Source organism: Listeria marthii, from assembly GCF_014227425.1.
Taxonomy (GTDB): Bacteria; Bacillota; Bacilli; order Lactobacillales; family Listeriaceae; genus Listeria; species Listeria marthii.
The window spans coordinates 49,195-71,336 of sequence record NZ_JAASWB010000008.1; the positions used below are offsets into that span (position 1 = coordinate 49,195).

A 22,142-nucleotide genomic window follows, 5' to 3' on the forward strand; every position below is an offset into this window, starting at 1 on the left:
TCACTCCTCTCTATTTCGCCGCTCCGGCAACTAATTTTCCATCTTTATGCTCATAAAAAGCTTGTAATTCTGCTTCATCGTGTGTTTTCCCAGTTTGTTCAAGTGTCGTGATTCTCGTTAGCATCATTTCATATTCATTTGGAATAACGAAAATGAAATTCGCTTGTTCCACTTCCCAATTGCTGAGAATAGCTTTGGCAAACTCGCTTCCAGTAAGGCTTGCGTGTTGTTCAATTAGCTGTTTCAATTTAGCTAGTTCTGACGCACCAAGTGTAGAACGACTGTTAACAAGTTCATGATTGATTTTGGTAGTAGTTTCTTCTTTGTTTTTGGTATAAATATAAGCAAGCCCACCAGACATTCCGGCCGCAAAGTTCTCGCCAATTTCGCCGAGAATGACTACTGCACCACCTGTCATATATTCACAACCATTGTCGCCAATACCTTCAACAACCGCGGTAGCACCACTATTACGAACGGCGAACCTTGCGCCAGCTTTTCCGTGCATATAAGCATATCCACCAGTGGCACCGTAAAGCGTTACATTACCGACAATCGCGGAATCATGCGGTTTGATTGGTGTTTTTGCATCTGGACTAACAATCAATTTACCACCTGAAAGCCCTTTTCCAAAGTAGTCATTGGCATCACCGTGAATTCGAAGTGTCATGCCAAGTGGCGTATAAGCACCAAAGCTTTGACCCGCCGAACCAACGAAATCAAGTGAAATCGTATCTTCTGGCAAACCTTCTGCGCCGTACTTTTTACTAATAAAGGATCCAGCAATCGTTCCAATCGCGCGGTCAATGTTTCGTACAGCGAAAGTTCCAGTTACTTTTTCACCGTTTTCAAGTGCTGGTTTAATTAACGGAACAATTTCTCGCATATCAAGTGTTTGCTCGATTTTGTGGTCTTGTTGTTTTGTGCAATATTGGACTTGGTTTTTATAGAAATCATCACTGTAAAGCATATTCGAAAAGTCGATATATTTCGCTTTCCAATGTGCCTCTTTTTTCTCGTGAGTTGTTAGTAACTCTTTATGTCCAATTACTTCTGTCAAACTTCTGAAGCCAAGTTCCGCCATCATTTCACGCATTTCTGCAACGATAAAATGGAAGAAGTTTACAACATAGTCCGCAGAGCCATTGAATTTTTTACGAAGTTCTGGATTTTGTGTCGCTACACCAACTGGACACGTATCTAAATGACAAACGCGCATCATGACGCAACCAAGTGTCACAAGTGGCGCTGTGGCGAATCCGAATTCTTCTGCCCCTAGCATCGCGGCAACTAAGACATCTTTCCCTGTCATTAATTTACCATCTGTTTCAACAACGACTTTATTTCTTAGACCATTTAAAAGTAATGTTTGATGCGTTTCCGCTAAGCCGATTTCCCACGGTACACCCGCGTGACGGATACTCGTTCTCGCCGCAGCACCGGTTCCGCCTTCATAACCACTTACCAAGATAACGTCGGCATTCCCTTTCGCAACCCCGGCAGCAATCGTGCCAATACCGGTTTTCGAAACTAGCTTCACGTTAACGCGTGCATTTTGGTTAGCATTTTTTAAATCGAAAATCAGTTGCGATAAATCTTCAATTGAATAAATATCATGATGTGGCGGTGGTGAAATCAGGCCGACACCTGTTGTTGAACCACGTGTTTTCGAAATCCACGGATACACTTTATTCCCTGGTAAATGGCCGCCTTCACCCGGTTTTGCGCCTTGAGCCATTTTGATTTGTAGCTCTTCTGCGTTAACCAAATAATGACTTGTTACGCCAAAACGACCAGAAGCGATTTGTTTGATTGCACTTCTACGCCAGTCGCCATTTTCGTCTGGAGTAAAGCGGTTCGGATTTTCGCCGCCTTCCCCACTGTTACTTTTTCCGCCGATACGATTCATCGCGATAGCAAGCGCCTCATGAGCTTCTTGGCTAATCGAACCATATGACATCGCACCTGACTTAAATCGTTTAAAAATCGCTTCTGCTGGCTCTACCTCGTCCAGTGGAATCGGCTTGCGATCACTTGTAAATGTTAGCAGCCCTCTTAAAAAGGCATTATTTTGATTTTGCATTAAATCTGAATATAAATTATATGTTTCGCGGTCATTTTCGCGCGTCGCTTGTTGTAAAGAATGAATTGCTAATGGATTGTACACATGGTATTCACCGTTTGAACGCCACTGATATTCACCGCCAGTATTAAGCGTGAAACTTTGGTAGCCGATATCATGATAGGCTTCGCGGTGACGCAACCAAGCTTCTTGGGCAATTACTTCAAGTGGAATACCGCCAATTTGTGAAGCTGTCCCTGGGAAATAGTTTTTAATCACATCATCGCCAATACCGATTGCTTCAAAAATCTGCGCCCCACGGTAACTTTGGACAGTAGATATCCCCATTTTCGACATGATTTTCAAAATGCCATCCGTGATTGCTTCAATATAACGACTTTCTGCCTCATCAAGCGTAAACCCTTTAATACGACCTTCTTTGATTAAACCGTCAAATGTATCAATAGCTAAACTCGGGAATACGGCATCCGCCCCGTAGCCAATTAATAGCGCGCATTGGTGAACATCTCTCGCTTCCGCGGTTTTCACAATAATACTCACTTGTGTACGCGTTCCTGCCTTAACTAAATGATGGTGCAAGCCACTTACTGCTAGCAATGAAGGAATGCCAATCCAATCCGCATCTACGCCATCATCTGTTAGCACAAGCAACTCGGCGCCACCTGCGATTTTTTTATCGGCTTCTATAAATAAGGCTTCCAAGCGTGCTTCTAAATTATCACGTTCTTTTGCTTTAAATAGAATGGATAATGTTTCGGTTTGTTTCGCGAATTTCGTTTGCTGTGCAAGAGCCGCAAATTCTTTTCGTGATAAAATTGGTGTTTTCAAACGAATTCGGTTCGCATTTTTCGCAGTAGGATTTAAAATATTTCCTTCATCCCCGAGCAGCGTCATCGCAGAAGTAACTGTTTCTTCGCGAATCCCATCAATCGGCGGGTTCGTAACTTGGGCAAAAAGTTGCTTAAAGTAATTAAATAATACTTGCGGACGTTGGCTTAAAACGGCAAGTGGCGCGTCATAACCCATTGCACCCATTGGATCTTTTTTCTCTGTTACCATCGGAATCAAAATTTTATTTAATTCATCTTGCGTGTAACCAAATGCGCGTTGTTTTTTAAAGCGTTCTGATTTATCCATCGCTTCGTAATCTAACTCTGCTGTCGCTAAGTCAGCAATCTCCGTCATTTCCGCATTCAGCCATTCACGGTATGGTTTTTCTGTTGTTAGTTCTTCCTTTAATTCAGAATCCGTCACAATGCGTCCTTCTTCTAAATCGATTAACAACATTGTTCCCGCACCAACTGTTTCTTTGCGAATAATCTCACTCGGATCAACAGGTACAACGCCCGTTTCCGAAGAATAAATAATCGTATGGTCTTTCGTTTCATAATAACGAGCCGGACGTAAACCGTTTCTATCCAAAATCGTCCCGATAACGCGACCATTCGTAAATGAAATCGAAGTCGGTCCATCCCAAGGCTCCATCAGCGTACTATGATATTCGTAAAAAGCGCGTTTCGGATCAGTCATGTGCGGATTTTTATCCCAAGGTTCTGGAATAAGCATCATCGCCGCATGAGGTAACGAACGCCCTGCCTGCACTAAAAATTCTAGCGCATTATCTAAAGTCGCTGAATCACTACCACTTTCATCAATAATTGGTAGTAATTTAGCTAAATCATCGCCAAGTAAACCAGATTCCGCTCTTTTTTCACGAGCTTTCATCCAGTTGACATTGCCTCGTTGCGTATTAATTTCACCATTATGAATTAAATAACGGTACGGATGCGCCCGCTCCCAACTTGGAAAAGTATTCGTTGAAAAGCGTGAATGCACTAGCGCAAAAGCCGATACATACGCTGGATCTGCTAAATCTAAATAATATTGATTAATTTGTTCTGGTAGTAGCATTCCTTTAAAAATAACCGTTCTCGTTGATAAACTTGGAACGTAGAAAGTTTCTGTAATTTGCTCAGAAGTCGCCGCAAATTTTTCAACTTGTTTTCTAATTAAATAAAGTGCCCGCTCAAATCCCGCTTCATCTAGCTCGGCGTTTTTTTGAATGAATAGTTGATAAATTGCTGGTTCTGTTTCTCTTGCACCTGCACCAACCTTTGTTACATCAGTTGGTAATTCGCGCCAGCCAAGAAAAATTTGTCCTTCGCTCGCAATCAGTTTTTCCGTTTCTGCCATTAAACATTCGCGTTCTGCTTTAGTTTGTGGGAAATTAAACATACCCACCGCATAATGATATTTTTCAGGCAAATTAATTCCTAATTTGCTACATTCCCGTCGGAAGAAAGAGTCAGAAATTTCAAGTAAAATACCAGCGCCATCGCCCGTATCCCCGCCAACTTCTCCGCCACGGTGTTTTAATTGGCAAAGCATATGAATACCTTGCTCGACAATTTTATGAGAAGAAATCTTTTTAATATTTGCTACGAAGCCAATTCCACAAGCATCGTGCTCATTTTCTGGATTGTATAGGCCATGTTTTTTTGGTAAATTAGTTTGTTTCATCCTAGTTCCTCCTCTTCAAAAACTGAATCCTTCAAGGTCTCTCTGGTAATTATTTAAATTAACTGATAATTAACCAGCGATTCAGCTTACCTTACATTTCTTGTAGTATCTATTTTATTCCTTTTCATTTATCGAAACAATATATATAATAGAATAAAACAATCTCATTTCGAGAACAATCGGAGGTAAGAAATGGAACTACGACAATTAAAGTATTTTATGGAAGTAGCCCGCGTCGAGCATATGACCAAAGCTAGTGAGAATTTGCACGTAGCCCAATCTGCCGTAAGTAGGCAGATAACGAAACTAGAAGAAGAACTTGGTGTGCATTTATTTGATCGTGTTGGTAGAAATATGCAGCTCACAAGTGTCGGGCAAGAATTTCTAAAGCAATCCGCCATCGCTTTAAATGAATTGCAAAAAGCCGAAGCGCTCGTAACCGAATATACCGATCCCGCAAAAGGAACCGTCCGAGTTGGCTTACCTAACTCGCTTTCCACCAAAGTTTTACCATCCGTCATTTCTACTTTCCGGGAAAAATATCCGCAAATCACTTATAAATTTATGGAAGGAACAAATGAGGAGCTTACCGAAATGCTACTAAACGGCGCACTCGACATGACTTTCTTATCACCCGTTCCCGAATCTAGCGACCAAATCGAAGCCATTCGTTTCTTTGATGAGAAATTGAAATTAATCGTTCCCGAGAATCATCCGCTTGCTGAAAACTTTAATGTTTCCCTGAAAGAACTTGCTTCTGAAAAATTCGTTCTTTACCCGGAAGACTTTGATTTATATAAAATTGTGACAACAGCCGCCAATAAAAAAGGCTTCGCGCCGCAAATTGCTTTTCAAAGTAGAGATTTTTATACGATCCAAGGGTTGGTTGGAGCTGGACTTGGTATTAGTATTTTGCCGGAAATGATTTTAGATGGGGCGATTTTTAAAGAAACGAAAAGTATTGCGCTTCGTGACAAAGAGTTGCGCCGTTCAGTCGGGATTATTACGACAAAAAAACGGAACCTATCCCCTTCCGAGAATTTGTTCCGTTCGTTTATTATTTCGTTTTTTTCTAATTAAGCATTTACCGAAAAGGCCGCTGGATAATGAATGGTTCCAGCTAAATTTTCCAAGCTTCCATCATATAGTTCAAGCAACATAAAGTATTCATCTGGTACATCAAATGGTGCTGGAATCGCAAACTGCTCAGAAGGAATAAAGCCAAATCGCGGATAATAATCAGCATGTCCAAGCACAGCAATGGCCGGATATGCTTTTTCGCGTGATAAACGGATGCCTTCTTCCATTAGCCTTGACCCCACTCGCGTCCCCTGATATTCAGGTAAAACGGCTAATGGGGCAAGTGCTAAAATAAACCTGCTTCGTCCAGCAGCCTCAAGCGAAATTTCGCTAAACATAATATAGCCAACAATGCGGCCATCCTCGGCTTCCGCTACAAGCGATAACCCCGGCTGATAATAATCAGATGTCCGAATACTTTCAATTAAGTCTGCTTCCACAGTGCCTTTAAAAGCTTCCTCATTCACACGACGAATCGCCGGATAATCTTGTGGTTGTTCTTTCCGAATAATCATTTTTACTTAGTCACTCGTTTCATTGCCATACTATCTTCCAGTTGTTTCATAGCGTTCAACACGACATCAGCCGTGATTTCGCCTGGCATCATATGGATTGTTTCATGCGGCTCCGTGGCGCGCTTAGAAACAGCAACAAGCGTTTCATCAGCAAGTGTCGCAAGCCCCATATCGTATAAACTGGTTGGAAGTCCTAGTTTGGAATAAAACGGCAATAGTTGTTCGATTTCATCCCATCTATTTTCAATCACTAGTTGAACTAAAATTCCGTACGCCACTTTATTACCATGTAACAAGTGATGCGTTTCTGGAACCATCGTTAGCGCGTCATGAATCGAATGCGCCCCCGCACAACGACCATAATCATCACCAAAACCGCCAACCATTCCGCCAACTAAAATATTTGTTTCAATAATTTTAACGAATGCTTCATTTAGCTCTTGTTTATCCATAGCAGCGAGTGCCTCTTCACTAAATTGTAGCAAGTTATCACGGCACATTTTCGCAGCAATGTGGGCAATTTCGATTTCGACGGATTTGCTCGGTAAGGAGTTAATAATCACATCGGCTTCGTACCATTTTGCTAACGTATCACCAATGCCCGCAACAAGCAGTTCTTTTGGTGAATCTAAAATCATTTCTGGATCAATTAATAATAATGCATTGCTACTAGCGAACACATCATAGCGAATCATTGCTCCTGCCTCGTCGTACATTACACTAAGCGGTGTATAAGCAGCACAAGTAGATGCAAGTGTAGGTAAAATGATGACTGGTAAACGTAACACTGCTGCTGCCGCTTTACATACATCGGCAATTTTCCCGCCACCAACTGCAATAATTGCATCCATCTTATTCGTTTCCATTATCGCTACCAAACGATCACGTTCCGCGTAGGTAGAACCACCATTATATACTTCAAAAGTAGATGTAACGGTTGATAATACTGGGAATTTATTTTTAGCGACTTCCCAAGAAGCATTTCCGCGAACTACTAACACATTTTTCAAACCGCGGCGTTCTAAGTGAGTAGGTAACGTATCCCACGCGCCTACTTGGCAAAAATACTCTTGCGGAGCTCCGCGAACAATCAATTCTTTATTCAACAAAAATCATCCCTTCTGTCTGGCACGGTCGGATATTCGGCTGCGACATTTATATTTCAAATTGTATAGGAACTTAAACCTACTGTCAAACTAGCTATTGCTTAGCGATTTCGTCATCGCCAAACCATTTTTTGCTAATTTCTTGCATTTTTCCTTCTTTGTATAATTTTTCAAAAGCTTCGTTGATTTTTGTTTGTAGTTCTTTATCGCTTTTGCGCATTCCTACAGCAAAATCTGTTGCATCAAAACCGCCAGTTATAATGTTGTAATCATCTTTATTTTTTTGCTTATCAATGTAATAACGCGCGTAAACCTCATCAATGATTAGACCATCAATACGTTTATTATTTAGATCAATAAAAGCTGTATCAAACGTATCATATAATTCTGGTTCATTATTATTAATAATATCTGTCAGTACTTCTGGCTTGCTCGCCATGTCATCAATCGAACTTGCGCCGTTTTGAGCACCAAGCGTTTTATCTTTCATATCGCTAAATTTGTTGATATTGCTTGATTTCAACGTAACTAGTACTTGTTCATTTTTCATGTAAGGATTACTAAAAGCGACTTGTTTCTTTCTAGCATCCGTCACAGTATAGCCATTCCAAATTAAATCAATCGAGCCATTTTTCAATTCTGACTCTTTCATCGTCCAATCAATCGGCGTGAACTTCGCTTTAATGCCATATCCCGCAAAAACTGCTTTCGCCAAATCAATATCAAAACCAACTAAATTATCGTCTTTATCCCGAAATCCCATTGGGACAAAACTATCATCCAAGCCAATCACGACTTCCTTATCTTTATTAATTCGCTCCCACTGGTCTTCCTTCGATTCACTACTGGAACAAGCCCCCAGCGTTAACATCACAACTGCCATTACTGCTATTAATAGTCCTTTTTTCATCTTAAATTACCTCCTTTTTTAGTGGTTCAACTTCCATCATTTGATCCGCTACTTTTTCTGCAAAAGTGTGATCATGCGTCACGATAATCTGCGTAATACCAACCTTCTTCAAACTTAAAATTAACGCTGCAACGTGATCGCGTAAGTCAGGATCGAGTGCCGATGTTGGTTCATCAAACAGGAGTACTTTTGGGTTCATCGCAAGCGCACGAGCAATAGCTACGCGTTGTTTTTGTCCACCTGATAATTGGAACGGCATGCTATCCGCTTTATCAGCTAAATCAAGCAGCCCTAGTAATCGTGTTGCTTCTTTGATGGCTTCATCTTTTTTTGTTTTCCGAGCAAGCGTTGGTGCCAATATCAAATTATCTAAGACACTTAAATGTGGAAACAAGTGGAATTCTTGGAACACAACGCCAATCGTATTTTCAACATCTTTTCGTGACATTGGGTCAATTTTCTCGCCATCAATGAGAATTTCGCCAGCGTCCATTTTTTCTAGTCCGCTAATACAGCGAAGTAAAGTCGTTTTCCCACCACCAGATGGCCCAACGATAGAAAGTATTTCGCCATCTTGAAGCGTTATGTTCACATTATCTAAAATAGTTTTTTGATCAAATTTTTTCGATAGATTTTTAATTTCCAACATTTCCTTCACCTCATTTATAATAACTAAAACGTTTTTCGAGTTGTTTAAATAGTATGGTCAGGATGGCAGTTAACGCCAAGTAGATTGCCGCCACTAAGACTAGTGGGATTAAGGTTACGTCTCGACTCATGGCAATTTTCCCTGCTCTTAATAAATCGCCAATTCCGAGGATATAGACTAAGGACGAATCTTTCACTAAGTTGATGACTTCATTACCAATTGCTGGCAAGACGCGTTTAACAACTTGTGGTAAGACAATTTTCCGAAGTGTTTGTCCATAAGTAAGCCCAAGCACCTTCGCACTTTCATATTGTCCATTTTCGATAGATAGAAAGCCGCCGCGGAAAATCTCTGCAAAATAAGCAGCATAATTTAAAATAAAAGCAATAAACACCGCGTCCATCCGGTCAAAAACTATGCCAATAATCGGTAAACCATAATAGATAAAAATTAATTGTAAAAGTAATGGCGTTCCTCGCATAATCCAAATGTAAATATTTAAAATAAATTTCAGTGGTGCTATTTTGCTAATATTCCCAACCGCTACGACAGCCCCTAATGGAATCGAACAAACGAGCGTAACTGCAAAAACGAGTAAAGTTGTTTTCGCCCCGTCGAGTAATGCTGGTAAAATTTCCATGATATAATCCATATTTCTTCGCTCCTTTTTTAGCATAAAAAAATCTCGTCACTCTTGGCACAAATTGGCCAAGAGGACGAGAATACTATTCACGTGGTTCCACCTCAATTTACCGATACCTCGCAGTACCAGCCTCTGTTAGTTCAGGACTAACAAGCTATAACGGGCTTACCCCGAGTTCACCTACTCACTTATGCTTCAGCAAACCAGCTCCGAGATGTGTTCGATGACGCTATCTTTATCCTTTCGCACCAACCAAGGACTCTCTTCTAAAGAATCACGCTCTACTTGTTCTACTCAACGCTTTTACTTCTCCTTGCTAATACTCTACCACGATAAAGCGACAGAGTCAACCGTTTTTAATTAAACAAAAAAAGTGGCGCGCGATTGCACACCACTTTTCTATTAATCTTTCGCAATCAGTAAATAATCATCCTTTTGCTCAAAATAGATATTCACTTCTGTTCCTACGCCACTTTGAGATTGAATGCAAATTTCATGGCCTAATTTTTTCGACATTTGTTTAGCAAGGTATAATCCCATCCCCGTTGCTTTTTTCTCTTGACGACCAATGTTACCAGTAAAACCTTGTTCAAATACGCGAGGTAAGTCTTCTTCTTTAATCCCGCGTCCATTGTCCCTAATATGGAGTACTTTCTTTCCGGATTCTTCCGTATCACACCAAATCTTTACTTCGCCGCTGCTTTCTGTGTATTTCAGTGCATTGGACAAAATTTGATCCAAAATAAATCCAAGCCATTTACTATCTGTCCGCACGTCGATATCCACATTTTGCAAATCTAACTTCATTTTCTTACCAATGAAAAGTTTAGAATGACGTTTGACCGATTCGCGCACTACTGCTCCGAGATTTTGTTCTTGAATAAAATAGTCTTTCGAGAACGTATCCAGTCTTGAAAAATAAAGTGCCTGCATAACTAGTTTATCAATCGTCGTTAATTCTTCATCGATTTGTTTGAAAATCGTTTCGGTATCGTTTAAATCTGGATTATTAATTAACATTTTACTAGCAACAACCGGGGTTTTTACTTCATGTACCCAGTATAAAATAAAATCGTGATATTCTTGCTGTTTATCTTGTAACTTGCTAATTGTTCGTAATTCTTCTTTATGCTTTTTCGCCATCAGCTGATTAAAAAATGCTTGTTCGCGAGTCCGCGGTTTTGGCAATAATTCAATGATATTTTCTTCAATCTCCCCGCTAACCAGCTCCTTCATTTCGCGCCAATAACTATATTTAAAGAAATAGCCGAGCACGAGGTATGAAAGTAAGAAGACTAAAACAAAGACATATAAGTAAATGAAATTTCCGAGTGTTAATTTACTATTAGGATCAATCGAAATTAATACGCCTACAAAAAACATAATACTGCAAAAGAACAATAAGAAAAATCGTTTATCTTTAATATAACTCCACCAGTTCATGGCGTACCTCCTCGCTACTAATTAGTTTACTTCATTTGGAATTATTTGAAACGTAGCAAAATCAAACAAGCCTTGGTCGGTTAATTTTAATTCTGGAATAACTGGTAAAGTTAAGAACGACAAGGTTAAAAATGGATCAAAACCTTTGGCGCTACTAATTTGGTTAAAGGCTTTTAATAGCCCAGCTAGGTCCGTTTCTACTTCTTCGTATGGTTTATCGCTCAGAAGCCCTGCAATTGGAAGCGCCAAATCATGAAGTACTTTTCCAGCGCCATCAACGACCGCAATTCCGCCGCCCGTTTGAGTAATATGATCAATTGCCGCTTTCATGGCTTCATCACTGACACCAACAGCGACAATATTGTGGGAATCATGAGCAACAGTCGTAGCAATCGCGCCTTCTGTTAAACCAAATCCTTTTACAATACCAACGCCAACACAACCAGTATCATGATGACGCTCTACAACAGCCATTTTGAGTAAATCGTTTTTCACGTTAGGGACGAATTTCCCATTTTGAATAGTGACTTGTTCGATACGTTTTTCTGTAAATAAACTGTTTGGTTGCATCCCGATTACATAGCAGGTTTCTTTTGTTAAAGGTAACGCTAAATCTTGTAAACGTAAATGATGATTAATGGGCGGCGACACAAATGGTACCTCTGCTTGCTTGTGGAAAGCGGCTTCGTTACGCACGCCATTCTCTACGACTACTTCACCGTTTTTTAAGACTTTGCTGATTTCTACGGTTTCTAAGTCTTTTAGGAAAACGATATCTGCTTGGTATCCCGCGGCAATCGCGCCGAGGTATGGTAAATTATGACAATTGGCGGCATTGATAGTAGCCATTTGGATAGCTGTAATTGGTTCTATGCCGTTATTGATTGCCAGCCTGATATTGTAGTTAATCGAGCCTTCTGTAATTAAATCATTAATCAGTTTATCGTCTGTGCAAAAGCAAAAACGATGGCTATTTTTTTCGGAAACGGCCGGAATCGTTTGGAGTAAATCGCGGCCGACTGTCCCTTCGCGCAACATAACAAACATGCCAGCACGTAAGCGGTCTGTCGCTTCTTTCGCGGTTGTACTCTCGTGATCTGTCCGAATCCCAACTGCCAGATAATTATTCAAATCAGCGCTCGTTAACCCGGCTCCGTGGCCATCGATTCGACCGCCTTCTTTTTTAGCATCGATAATTTTGGTTAAAATATCCGAACTACCTTTTGCTACAGATGGAAAATCCATTACTTCTGCAAGGCCGATTACTTTTTCATGTCGATACAGTGGGTGGAGTTTTTCGGCATGTAGTGTTTCGCCATTATGTTCGCCTTCTGTCGCTGGAACGGAGGAAGGAAGCATAACAAACATGTCTAGCGGCGCCCCTTTGGCATCTTCTAGCATAAATTCAATCCCTTTTTCTCCAGCAACATTGGCGATTTCATGGGGATCCGTTACGATGGTTGTAACACCATTCGGGAGTAACACACGGGCAAACTCGGCTGGCGTTACCATCGCACTTTCTACGTGAACATGGGCATCGATAAAACCAGGCGCAATAAACGCCCCTGCTGCATCGATTACTTTTTCAGAATCCGGAAAATCACCAATGCCGGCGATATAGCCATTTTTAATCGCGATATCCCCTTCCATGATTTCTCCAGAAAAAACATTTATAATTCGTCCGTTTGTAATAACTAAATCCGCTTTTGCGCGACCATCACTGACTGCAACACGCTCTTGCAGTTGTTTTAAATTCTCCACCAAATTTCGCCTCCGTCAATTAAGCTTCAAAGAAACCTTCATCAAGCAAGTAACCTTCTGCACCTTCAAGGGTCGGGAAAACTGCTTCTAAATTGTCTCCTGTATAAATAACCCACATTTTATTTTCATATACGAGCGATAGTTTTTCGCCACTATTGTCTTTGTATTCTTTTGTTAATCCTTCTTTATAGCCATCCTCGTCGCTGTCCATAAATTCTTTTGCTTCAAGTAGCAAAACGCGAATTTCATTTTCAGAGTAGTCTTTTACATTGACATAGCCTTGTTTGTCGAGCGGCTCTACTTCTAAAAATGGTGCGTAGACAAAAGCATTGCCATTTGGGTGAAGATGTTTAACGATAATTTTTTTGTCTCGTTTACTCGCTGGATAGTGCACATTGATGCGCCCCATAGAAATTTCATGTAGTTCAAAACCATCGATTGCTTCTATTAGTGCCTTTTTTTCTTCAAAGTTTAACATAGTGTATTTTTTCCTCCAAAATTAATTTTCTTTTAAAATATCCGTCACTAAAGTCGGTAGCCATTCTTTTAAATCGGTAAAAATGAAACCAGCTTCTTTTGCTTTCGTATTATCTAAGTAATAGGTTTTTTCGAGGCCAAATGGAGAATCATCCACATCGTCAGTTACTGATTCCACTAGCGCAACTTCGCCTGTTTTAGCTTCAAGCATTTTGATGAAGCTATTTAACGCATACGTGCCGTCAGAAGCTGCATTGATTGGTCCAGTTAGATCCGACTCTACGCCAACCCACGCTAAAAAATGCGCGGCTTCATCGGAAGTAATAAAGCCAATTTCGGCTTGGCCATTACTAATCCCAATTTCTTCGTGGTTTTTAATATGGTCGATATGAAAATGCAGCCGCTTCGTATAATCATCAAGTCCAAGTACTATCGGGAAACGAACTGCCACGACTGGAAATGAAGCCTTTTGGAAAAAAACAGCTTCTGCAAGTCGTTTGCCTTCTCCGTAATCAAAATCTTCCTTGTCACCAATAACAATTTCATAATGCGTTGGATTAAAGTCATCTTCTACTAATGCGCGTCCTTTTTGACTGTACACCGAAAGCGATGACGTATATATGTATCGTTTTACTTTTCCTTTGAAGGCATCTACTGCATAGAGCGCTTCTTTTGGAGAGAAACAAATATTATCGTAAATAACGTCCCATTCTTCTTTTGCTAACTGAAATAAATCATCTCTTGATTCCCGGTTTAAAACCACCCGTTTGACAGAATCGCCAAAATTATCTTCTGTTTTTCCTCGCGTACCAATAGTCACATCATGCCCGTTCGAAATGAGTCTTTCCACTAATTTCTTTCCAAAAAAGCGGGTGCCACCAAATACTAAAACTTTCATTTTGACTCCTCCTTAATTTACGAAAAACAGGAAGTTCGCGTTTTTTGGCGCTATCTTCCTGTTTTCTTTCTCATTCAATCATATAACCTTGGCCTTTTTTCGTTTTGATAAATTCACCTAAACCAATTTCGGCTAGTTTTTTACGAATTCGTACGACGTTTACTGTTAGCGTATTATCATCCACAAAACTTTCATCTTCCCAAAGTGCGCGCATAATTTCGTCACGACTTACAATGCTACCTTTTTGTTTCATTAGTTCATATAAAATTAAAAATTCATTTTTTGTTAGCTCAATTTTATCTTCTAAATGTGTGAGAGTATTCGTATCGATGTGAAGGAAGACATTATTGTGCTCCATTACGTTAGCTTCTTCTAAATCTGCATAAGAATAAGTTCGTCTTAACAGTGCGTTAATCCGTGCCATTAGTACATCAAGATCGACTGGCTTCTCAATATAATAATCAGCGCCCATATTCATGCCCATAATTTGATCCATTCGTGAATTACGCGATGATAAAAAGATAATCGGTACATTCGATACTTCGCGAATTTGATTACACCAATAAAAACCATCAAAGAAAGGGAGATTGACATCTAAAATAACCAATTGGGGTTCAAAAGATAAGAACTCTTGTAAAATATTGTTAAAATCCTCTACTACGCCAATCTCAAATCCCCATTTACTTAAATGTTTCCGGATTGTATCACGAATTACTTCATCATCTTCCACGATATATACCTTCACCATTTCTAGTACCTCCTCAGCAGAACTCTCTATTCATTTTAGCTGAATTAGCCGCAAAAGCCAATTACTTTTTATTACCCATCACAATTTTGGTAAAAGAATCAATGCATAAGAAATAATATGCGGTATAACACACAATATAAATGCCTGTTCCAATTAAGACGGGATATTTAATATTATCCATTAAATTAATCGAAATACCCCATAATGCAGCCATGGAATGCGCGATTCCGAAAAATAACGGAATAACAAAAATCGGCCACACTTGTTTGGAAATAATCTTTCGTACCTCTTTTTCTGTTACACCTAACTTAAATAAAATATCAAATTTGGCTTTTTCCGATACAGCATCTGTCACGAGTTTAAAGTAAATTATACTTCCTGTTGCTAAAAAGAATACAATACCAATAAAAATACCAATAAATAATAATGACCCTACCAATGTGGAAATTAAATGATAATTCGTATAATACGAAGAAACATTTTCTGAGAATAACGATGGTTTTCCATCCACGATTGTTTGCACTTTTTTATCCAAACTTTCACTATGATTCGGGTTCGTAATATCAAACATCTCTACGGATTCCGGCTGAAACAGTCGCTCCAATTCATCATAATAGTCATCGGAGACAACGAGTGTTTCATAAGAAATACCTGTATTAAAGATGGAATACTCCCGAAAATCTATCACTTTGATCGGCGGCATGTTTTTAGCAGATGGCTCATTCGACTGAACGACCATTTTACGCGTGAGCCATTTATCTTTAATTTCCGGTCGGGCATAATACGTATTTTTCCCAAGCAAAATGGCATCTCCGTATCCTAATTTTTTAGGCCGTTCAAAGTCAGCCTGCTGCCGTTCGCCAATTCGAATATACTCTGATTCAGAGACAACCGTATGAATCATATTATCCATACGCATTCTATATTTTGGAATATCTTTATACTCAAGGACGGCGCTAACCATTTCCGCCTCCATCAAACTTTTCAGCTTATGATCTTGGTCATCATGGATTGTTTGAATAATCTCCGCTTCTTCTTTAGCAGAAATATCAAGCACCTGATAACTAGAAGGATTCTCGGCTGAAATATCATTGATTGTCCGTACATAAAAACTACTCATCGAGCCAATTATCGTCAGCGTCGTCGCACTCAACACCGCAATCATCGCAATCGTTCCAGCATTTTTCTTCAACCGAAAACGCAGCGAAGTTACCCCGATAATATTCGTCCCTTTATAAAAGAAATGCTTATTATTATATAATTTCCGGATTAAATAAGGCGTACCAAACCTGACCATCAGCCATGTTCCTAAAATAACTGCCCCAATAATCACTAAAATCAAATCAAAAAAATCATACTTTAGCCAAATTGGCGATTCTTCAATATTACTCGTCGCCAAGTAATAACCAAAGATAATTAAAGCTAGCCCGATTAACATAAACAAGAAAGAGCCCTTAGCCACTTTCTCCTCTTTTTCATCATTTTTAAATAGCTGACTTAAATTGTAACGCAATACAATAAAAATCGCATAAATGGATGTAAAGAGCATGATACTAAAGAAGACGAGCATCGTGTCAAGAATCGCTTTAAACGAAATAATAAATTCCGCATCTATCGCTAAGCCGACAATCCAAAATAAAATCATCGCAAATAATTTAGAGGAAAAAATACCAATTAAAACTCCAAACAAAGTCGCCAGCATATAAAGCATCGCATTTTCAAAAAACAATACTAAAACAACTTGTGATTTCCGCAAACCAAGTAATGAATAAAGTCCGATTTCCCGTTTTCGTCTTTTCAGGAAAAAACTATTAGAATAAAAGATAAAAAAGAAAATAAACAATATCAACATAATACTTGCAGAAGAAAACATCGCCGGCCCGAAAAGCTCCCAGCGCTTAAATACTGTTTCAATGAGCGGATTATACGATAACGAAACAAACGTAAAAAATACTAATACACAGACAATAAGCGAAACAAAATAAACAATATATTGATTAAAATTCTTTCGCATATTGGTCAGCGCAACTTTAAATAACATCGTTTTCGCCACCTCCAAGAAGCGCCAACACATCTAACACCTTTTGGAAAAATTGCTTTCTCGAACTTGTGCCGCGGTAGATTTCAGTGAAAATTTCGCCGTCTTTAATAAACATAATTCTTTCGCAGTAACTAGCGGCAAAAGCATCGTGCGTCACCATCATAATCGTAGAATCGCGCACATCTTTTGCTTGAGAAAGCCCTTCTAATAGGTTTGTCGCAGCTTTTGAATCAAGCGCTCCTGTAGGCTCATCCGCAAAAATTAGCGTTGGTTCTGTAATCATGGCGCGACAAACCGCCGTTCGCTGCTTTTGCCCACCAGATATTTCTGTAGGATATTTATTCCGCAGCTCAAAAATTCCAAACTGACGTGCAATAATTTCAAAACGTGCATCTATTTCTGCTTGTTTTACGTGAGCAAGCGCCAGCGGTAAAACAATATTGTCTTTTACTGTCATTGTGTCTAACAAATTATAATCTTGAAAAATGAAACCAAGCTGATCACGTCTAAAAACCGCCAGCTCTTTCCCGTTCATTTGAGAAATTAGTTTCCCGCCAATCTCAATTTCTCCAGATGTTGGTTTATCTATAGAGGACAACACATTTAATAAAGTAGATTTCCCCGCACCAGAAGGACCCATGATGCCAACAAATGAGCCTTTTTGTATTTCTAAACTAATACTTCCAAGCGCAGAAAACAAATTTCCTTTGGAGCCGTATACTTTTCTAACTTTATGCGCCTTTAGCACTGTTTCCATTGTATTCCTCCCGTTACGTTCATTATTTGGTTATTTTACCTTACTTTTAACCAAGATACTATGGGCTATAGTTGTATTTATCAAAAAAATCATCTCCCTATTTTAAATAAAAACAGACAAATGATTTTTCTTCTTATTTCTTTTCCACGAAGATTTCCGTACCAATTGTTTCGTCATCTGTATAAGTTTCTCGCATTGATTGAATGATTTTTTCTAGTTCTTCTAAACTAATGGAAACGTCAGCGGCAACGATATCCCAGGCTATTTCCGCTCTTCCATTAATTGATGTCATAATTTTTAATCTACCTTGCGAAAAAAGCATAATTGCAGGCTTTTTCAATTCGGTTGCTTTTATTTCATTCCATGCTTTGAAATCACCACGGTAAGCAACTCCCCGATCTGTTAATTCTACTGTTGGAGCAATATTAATTAAACGAAGCAATGGACGTAACACGCACAGCCCGATAAACACGAGTAAAATCATTTCTTCTATACCATTAACACCTTTGATATGACTAAAAGCAACGTAAAGCAATAATCCTACTGCTATCCAAAGTAAACAACTGGAAAAAATCAAACGACGATTTACACCAAATTCGATTTTCTCTGTTTTCTCTGCTTGTTCTAGCTCATTTTCTATCATTATTTTCCTCCAGTTTCACAGCTCTATTATTTCTATTGTACTAGAAATATACTACAATGGAAAGGAGGCATAATTTTTTCTGTAGAATAGCTCTCCAAATAATAAATTTCGGTTGACCTTTTTAGCATTTGTGATATAATTTCTTTAATGCTTTTAAGTAGTAAAATGTAATAATTAAATAAAGGAGGAGAACATCATCGATCAAGTTATCTTAATTGGCTTCATGGGAGCTGGAAAAACAACGGTTGGAAATATACTCGCAAACTTAGCTAATTTACCGTACATCGATATTGACGAAGTAATTACGAGCGAACAAGGAATGAGTGTATCGGACATTTTTGCTAAATATGGTGAAAAAGAATTCCGCCGTCTAGAACATGAAAAATTAAAAGAATTAGCTAATACCAAAGCCGTTATAGCAACAGGCGGTGGCATAGTTCTCAATCCTGAAAATAGAGAAGTTTTGAAAAATACATATCCGGTTGTTTATTTAGAAACAGATCCTGAAGTATTTATGAACCGCTTAAAAGGCGACACTACACGGCCACTTGTCCAACAAAAATCAGCCGAAGAAATTCGTGCTATTTTTGAACCAAGGATTGCCCATTACCAAGCCTCCGCAGATTTCATCGTTAACACCGATAATCGCAATCAGCAAGAAGTTGCTACAGCGATTTTGGCTATGTTAGATAAATAAAAAACAGCGCTAACTAATTAGCGCTGTTTTTTTATTCGGTACAATGTCTGCACCACATATCCGGCAACACAGACGTATAGTCTTTTGTAAATGTTAATAAATCATAAAACATACTATCTGCATAACCAGCATCGATGCCTTCGATTTTGTTCAATTCGATTTCGCGATGGAGCGATTCTAGAGCCGCATCACGGAGCGCCGGTAAAACGTAGCCTGTGATTTTGATTTGTGCTAAAGCAGCCGAAACCGTAATTCTATCGGATGTCCGAACATCACTGCCAAACTCAGCTAATAATTGCTGTAAACGCTCTACCCCGTCGTCTTTTGCTGGAACATAATTCGCTTTCTTCACTGTTTCCATCATGTATTTTGGAAAAGCAGCTAAATTAAGTCCTTGGTCACTTTTATCACTAAAATATTCTTCTAAACGACGCAACACATCGAGGCCATCGTCATAGCCAAATGGACCGTAAGTATCTTGTTCATCCAAATAAAAACTGGCTTTAAAGTGCTCGTTGAAATGCGGATGCGTTGTTTCGCTGTTTAATGCGGCATTAGGGTTGTCAATATACATCGTAATCGCCATTCTCATTTCCTCCATTCATGTGAAACTTCATACATTCATCTTACCAAATTCTGGCCTCATTTGAAAGGAGAAAAAAATATGACAATTTTACAACAATTTCATGCTGCTTTTTCGTCGTTTTTGTATTTTAATTAACCTAATTGGGATAAAATAGTTAAAAAACAACCTAAATAGAGACTAAAAGTTAAATTTTCCACCTTTGACCATTTTTTTGTTTCGTGGTTAAATAAAAACTGGACTTGATTTTTATTAATCTCGTCTGTTAATTTATTAGTCAACCACACACACTCGAAAACAAAAACCGCCATTTATCCCATTATGGCGGTTTTTGTATACTTTAATTTAAATCTAAAACAGTGACTGCTTCAATGTGTGTTGTCATTGGGAACATATCCACTGGTTGGACTTTCTTCGCCACGTAGCCACCATCTGTCAATATTTTCATATCGCGAGCTAATGTCCCTGGATTACAAGAAACGTACACGACTTTCTTCGGCTTCATTGCTAGAATTGTTTCAAGTAGTTTCTCATCGCAGCCTTTTCTCGGTGGATCAACCACTAAAACATCTGCCACGATTCCAGCTTTATACCACGCTGGAATGACCTCTTCTGCTTTCCCAGTTTCAAACGTTGTATTTGTGAGTTCGTTTAGTTCTGCATTAGCACGGGCATCTTGAATGGCTTGGTCTACAATTTCAACCCCATAGACGTGCTTGGCTTTTTTTGCAAGACAAAGGGAAATGGAGCCAATGCCGCAGTACGCGTCAATTACAGTTTCTTCCCCAGTTAACTCAGCCGCATCGATTGCTTGTTGATACAAGACCTCGGTTTGCAGTGGATTCACTTGGTAAAACGAACGAGCCGAAATGGCAAAGCGAATACCGTGAATCGTGTCTTCAATAATATCTTTCCCCCAAAGCGTTTTCGTGCGATCGCCAAAAATAACATTCGTTTTATGTGGATTAATATTTTGAACGATTGATGTTAATTCAAGTTGTTCTGTCAAATCGCGCACAATTTCATCTTTAAAAGGTAAACGTTCTTTTGTTGTGACAAATACGAGCATTAACTGCCCTGTAGTATGCGCAAAACGCGTCATAATATGGCGGATATCGCCTTTTCCGGTTTTTTCATCATAGGGCTCTGTGCCATATTTAGCAAGGATTTCTCGTGCTTTTTGGACAGCAAAATCGCCTTGCTCATTGTGAATCAAACAGGTAGACATATCAATAATCTCATGGCTTCTTTTTTGGTAAAAGCCGGCTGTTAGTTTACCATTCACGAAACCGACTGGTACTTGTGATTTGTTGCGGTAACGCCATGGATTTTCCATGCCAAGTGCAGCTGGTACTTCTACGTTTAGTTTACCAATTCGTTTCATGGTTTCTTCTACTTGATTTCGTTTGAATTCAAGTTGCCCTTCGTAGCTTAAATGCTGTAAACTACAACCGCCACATTTCGAATAAACCTCGCACGGTGGCTCCACACGATTAGGGCTAACCGTTTCGATATTTTCCATTCGAGCAAAACCGTAATTTTTGTTTAGTTTAATAATTTTGGCTGTTACTTTTTCGCCAGGTAGCGTGTTTGGAATGAAAAGTGGATAACCGTCGATTTTGCCAACCCCACTGCCATCATGCGTTAAATCTTCAATCGTTAGTTCAATGGATTGGTTCTTCTTTAAAAGGGATGCTTCCAAAGTCCCTTGCCCCTCTCTTTGCTTTACTTAATAATGTATTCGATGCCGATTGGTTCTTGAATCACAGCTTCTTCCTGCTCTTTAAAAACCAGCATCGTATTTTTCTGTAAGGTAAAATCATACACAAATGATTTTGGATAGATTGTCACATTTTTATTTGTAGTAAGTTCTTTTGTATTATCTGTAATGGTCACTTTATCTGGTATACTGCTATTAAAAATACCCGCTGCCACTTCTGCATCATCACTTGAAAAACTAGTTTTTAGTGTGGTTTTTATTTCGTTATCGTCAGTTTCTTCTATTTTTAGAGGTGTTTTGTCTGTTTGGACAGATCGTTCACCACTTGTAATTTCGTAGTTCGCAAATTTTTTCTGAATAGTTGTGGTTGGGTAACGGTATTTTGTGTTTGTGATATACTCGGAAACTTTCTTTGCTTCAATACGAAGGCGATATGCTTTAATATCTTTATACCGGTCATTAGAAGCCGCTAGTTCTTGCAAAATTTCTTCGTTTGTCGTTGCTAGTATTAAATCTCCATTTGCGGCAATCGTTGTTTGTGTGTTTGCTGCAGGGATAGATAGAATTATATTGTCTTGTATCGGAATTTGCATTTGATTATTTATCCATACTTTATTACTTTCAATTAGCTCTGTTTTACTTACTTTTGGAGCTTGTTCTTCTGCATCAACCTGCCAAAAGAAAAAAACAGCCGCTGCGATAGCAATGATAAGAACGATTATTATCATCGTGAATTTTTTAAATAAATGTTCACTTGTCATATCGCATTCACCTCATTTCTTGTCAGACTACTTATTATACTTGTTTTGCGCAAATAAGACAAATAACTAACAAAAATTACATCCTTTTTACTATGTTGCAATTAGGA

General features: G+C 39.1%; 19 protein-coding genes and 1 other annotated feature. Of the genes, 2 read left to right on the plus strand and 17 right to left on the minus strand.

Going from position 1 to position 22,142, the window contains the following annotated elements:
- Window positions 1–10: 10 nt before the first annotated feature.
- The gene (gltB, locus tag HCJ55_RS13195) at window positions 11–4,603 is read right to left on the minus strand and encodes a glutamate synthase large subunit (RefSeq protein ID WP_185518567.1); all 4,593 of its coding nucleotides are present in this window, start codon (window positions 4,601–4,603) and stop codon (window positions 11–13) included.
- Between the two features lie 192 nt (window positions 4,604–4,795).
- Between gltB and gltC the strand changes: the two genes are divergently transcribed.
- Complete coding sequence (gene gltC, locus HCJ55_RS13200) at window positions 4,796–5,683, plus strand: glutamate biosynthesis transcriptional regulator GltC (protein WP_185504693.1); 888 nt, start codon at window positions 4,796–4,798, stop codon at window positions 5,681–5,683.
- Here the strand turns inward: gltC and HCJ55_RS13205 are convergent.
- The 13 genes from HCJ55_RS13205 to HCJ55_RS13265 all read right to left on the minus strand — a co-directional run bounded on the left by HCJ55_RS13205 (window position 5,680) and on the right by HCJ55_RS13265 (window position 18,274).
- Window positions 5,680–6,198, minus strand: a complete 519-nt coding sequence (locus HCJ55_RS13205) for a GNAT family N-acetyltransferase (protein ID WP_185518569.1) — start codon at window positions 6,196–6,198, stop codon at window positions 5,680–5,682. The two genes, gltC and HCJ55_RS13205, sit on opposite strands and share 4 nt — an antisense overlap.
- Before the next feature lie 2 nt (window positions 6,199–6,200).
- Window positions 6,201–7,307 (minus strand): iron-containing alcohol dehydrogenase family protein, encoded by a 1,107-nt coding sequence (locus tag HCJ55_RS13210; protein WP_185518571.1) that lies wholly within the window; start codon window positions 7,305–7,307, stop codon window positions 6,201–6,203.
- A gap of 91 nt (window positions 7,308–7,398) precedes the next feature.
- Window positions 7,399–8,214 carry an amino acid ABC transporter substrate-binding protein gene (locus tag HCJ55_RS13215; protein ID WP_185518573.1) on the minus strand — a complete coding sequence of 272 codons (816 nt, stop codon included), beginning with the start codon at window positions 8,212–8,214 and terminating at the stop codon, window positions 7,399–7,401.
- 1 nt (window position 8,215) lies between these two features.
- Window positions 8,216–8,863, minus strand: coding sequence for an amino acid ABC transporter ATP-binding protein (locus HCJ55_RS13220; RefSeq protein WP_185518575.1), 648 nt, complete (start codon window positions 8,861–8,863; stop codon window positions 8,216–8,218).
- Between the two features lie 10 nt (window positions 8,864–8,873).
- Window positions 8,874–9,515: an amino acid ABC transporter permease gene (locus HCJ55_RS13225; RefSeq protein ID WP_185503369.1), complete on the minus strand. Its 642-nt coding sequence runs from the start codon at window positions 9,513–9,515 to the stop codon at window positions 8,874–8,876.
- A gap of 57 nt (window positions 9,516–9,572) precedes the next feature.
- Window positions 9,573–9,813, minus strand: a binding site (T-box leader).
- Between the two features lie 95 nt (window positions 9,814–9,908).
- A complete protein-coding gene (locus HCJ55_RS13230) occupies window positions 9,909–10,949 on the minus strand; it encodes a sensor histidine kinase (protein WP_185481454.1) in 1,041 nt (346 codons plus the stop codon).
- Between the two features lie 21 nt (window positions 10,950–10,970).
- Window positions 10,971–12,713: an adenine deaminase gene (ade, locus tag HCJ55_RS13235; RefSeq protein ID WP_185504696.1), complete on the minus strand. Its 1,743-nt coding sequence runs from the start codon at window positions 12,711–12,713 to the stop codon at window positions 10,971–10,973.
- A gap of 16 nt (window positions 12,714–12,729) precedes the next feature.
- Window positions 12,730–13,188: a hypothetical protein gene (locus HCJ55_RS13240; protein ID WP_008948089.1), complete on the minus strand. Its 459-nt coding sequence runs from the start codon at window positions 13,186–13,188 to the stop codon at window positions 12,730–12,732.
- Window positions 13,189–13,209: 21 nt separating this feature from the next.
- The gene (locus HCJ55_RS13245; RefSeq protein ID WP_185518577.1) at window positions 13,210–14,085 is read right to left on the minus strand and encodes an SDR family oxidoreductase; all 876 of its coding nucleotides are present in this window, start codon (window positions 14,083–14,085) and stop codon (window positions 13,210–13,212) included.
- Window positions 14,086–14,155: 70 nt separating this feature from the next.
- The gene (gene virR, locus HCJ55_RS13250) at window positions 14,156–14,833 is read right to left on the minus strand and encodes a two-component system response regulator VirR (protein WP_008948091.1); all 678 of its coding nucleotides are present in this window, start codon (window positions 14,831–14,833) and stop codon (window positions 14,156–14,158) included.
- Between the two features lie 61 nt (window positions 14,834–14,894).
- The gene (locus tag HCJ55_RS13255) at window positions 14,895–16,874 is read right to left on the minus strand and encodes an ABC transporter permease (protein ID WP_185518579.1); all 1,980 of its coding nucleotides are present in this window, start codon (window positions 16,872–16,874) and stop codon (window positions 14,895–14,897) included.
- The gene (gene virB, locus HCJ55_RS13260) at window positions 16,864–17,631 is read right to left on the minus strand and encodes an ABC transporter ATP-binding protein VirB (RefSeq protein ID WP_008948093.1); all 768 of its coding nucleotides are present in this window, start codon (window positions 17,629–17,631) and stop codon (window positions 16,864–16,866) included. Before virB ends, HCJ55_RS13255 begins: the two co-directional genes overlap by 11 nt.
- A 133-nt stretch (window positions 17,632–17,764) precedes the next feature.
- Window positions 17,765–18,274 carry a hypothetical protein gene (locus HCJ55_RS13265; RefSeq protein ID WP_185504697.1) on the minus strand — a complete coding sequence of 170 codons (510 nt, stop codon included), beginning with the start codon at window positions 18,272–18,274 and terminating at the stop codon, window positions 17,765–17,767.
- Between the two features lie 208 nt (window positions 18,275–18,482).
- Here HCJ55_RS13265 and HCJ55_RS13270 point away from each other — a divergent pair, with 208 nt between their 5' ends.
- On the plus strand, window positions 18,483–18,971 hold the full coding sequence (locus HCJ55_RS13270) for a shikimate kinase (protein WP_311773400.1): 489 nt from the start codon (window positions 18,483–18,485) through the stop codon (window positions 18,969–18,971).
- Window positions 18,972–19,002: 31 nt separating this feature from the next.
- Here the strand turns inward: HCJ55_RS13270 and HCJ55_RS13275 are convergent, their stop codons facing one another.
- The 3 genes from HCJ55_RS13275 to HCJ55_RS13285 form a co-directional block, all read right to left on the minus strand.
- Window positions 19,003–19,557, minus strand: coding sequence for a molybdate metabolism regulator (locus tag HCJ55_RS13275; RefSeq protein WP_185503374.1), 555 nt, complete (start codon window positions 19,555–19,557; stop codon window positions 19,003–19,005).
- Between the two features lie 337 nt (window positions 19,558–19,894).
- Window positions 19,895–21,256 (minus strand): 23S rRNA (uracil(1939)-C(5))-methyltransferase RlmD, encoded by a 1,362-nt coding sequence (gene rlmD, locus HCJ55_RS13280; protein ID WP_185518581.1) that lies wholly within the window; start codon window positions 21,254–21,256, stop codon window positions 19,895–19,897.
- A 23-nt stretch (window positions 21,257–21,279) separates the two neighbouring features.
- Window positions 21,280–22,035 (minus strand): hypothetical protein, encoded by a 756-nt coding sequence (locus HCJ55_RS13285; protein ID WP_185507020.1) that lies wholly within the window; start codon window positions 22,033–22,035, stop codon window positions 21,280–21,282.
- Between the last annotated feature and the right edge of the window lie 107 nt (window positions 22,036–22,142).

What these genes read in the sequence shown, in the direction of transcription:
- HCJ55_RS13225 (WP_185503369.1), bottom strand. Translation starts at nt 9,515, where the DNA reads ATGGATTATATCATGGAAATTTTACCAGCATTACTCGACGGGGCGAAA.
- HCJ55_RS13255 (WP_185518579.1), bottom strand. Translation starts at nt 16,874, where the DNA reads ATGTTATTTAAAGTTGCGCTGACCAATATGCGAAAGAATTTTAATCAA.
- gltB (WP_185518567.1), bottom strand. Translation starts at nt 4,603, where the DNA reads ATGAAACAAACTAATTTACCAAAAAAACATGGCCTATACAATCCAGAA.
- HCJ55_RS13245 (WP_185518577.1), bottom strand. Translation starts at nt 14,085, where the DNA reads ATGAAAGTTTTAGTATTTGGTGGCACCCGCTTTTTTGGAAAGAAATTA.
- HCJ55_RS13205 (WP_185518569.1), bottom strand. Translation starts at nt 6,198, where the DNA reads ATGATTATTCGGAAAGAACAACCACAAGATTATCCGGCGATTCGTCGT.
- virR (WP_008948091.1), bottom strand. Translation starts at nt 14,833, where the DNA reads ATGGTGAAGGTATATATCGTGGAAGATGATGAAGTAATTCGTGATACA.
- HCJ55_RS13275 (WP_185503374.1), bottom strand. Translation starts at nt 19,557, where the DNA reads ATGGCGATTACGATGTATATTGACAACCCTAATGCCGCATTAAACAGC.
- virB (WP_008948093.1), bottom strand. Translation starts at nt 17,631, where the DNA reads ATGGAAACAGTGCTAAAGGCGCATAAAGTTAGAAAAGTATACGGCTCC.
- HCJ55_RS13220 (WP_185518575.1), bottom strand. Translation starts at nt 8,863, where the DNA reads ATGTTGGAAATTAAAAATCTATCGAAAAAATTTGATCAAAAAACTATT.
- gltC (WP_185504693.1), top strand. Translation starts at nt 4,796, where the DNA reads ATGGAACTACGACAATTAAAGTATTTTATGGAAGTAGCCCGCGTCGAG.
- HCJ55_RS13230 (WP_185481454.1), bottom strand. Translation starts at nt 10,949, where the DNA reads ATGAACTGGTGGAGTTATATTAAAGATAAACGATTTTTCTTATTGTTC.
- HCJ55_RS13285 (WP_185507020.1), bottom strand. Translation starts at nt 22,035, where the DNA reads ATGACAAGTGAACATTTATTTAAAAAATTCACGATGATAATAATCGTT.
- HCJ55_RS13265 (WP_185504697.1), bottom strand. Translation starts at nt 18,274, where the DNA reads ATGATAGAAAATGAGCTAGAACAAGCAGAGAAAACAGAGAAAATCGAA.
- HCJ55_RS13240 (WP_008948089.1), bottom strand. Translation starts at nt 13,188, where the DNA reads ATGTTAAACTTTGAAGAAAAAAAGGCACTAATAGAAGCAATCGATGGT.
- HCJ55_RS13215 (WP_185518573.1), bottom strand. Translation starts at nt 8,214, where the DNA reads ATGAAAAAAGGACTATTAATAGCAGTAATGGCAGTTGTGATGTTAACG.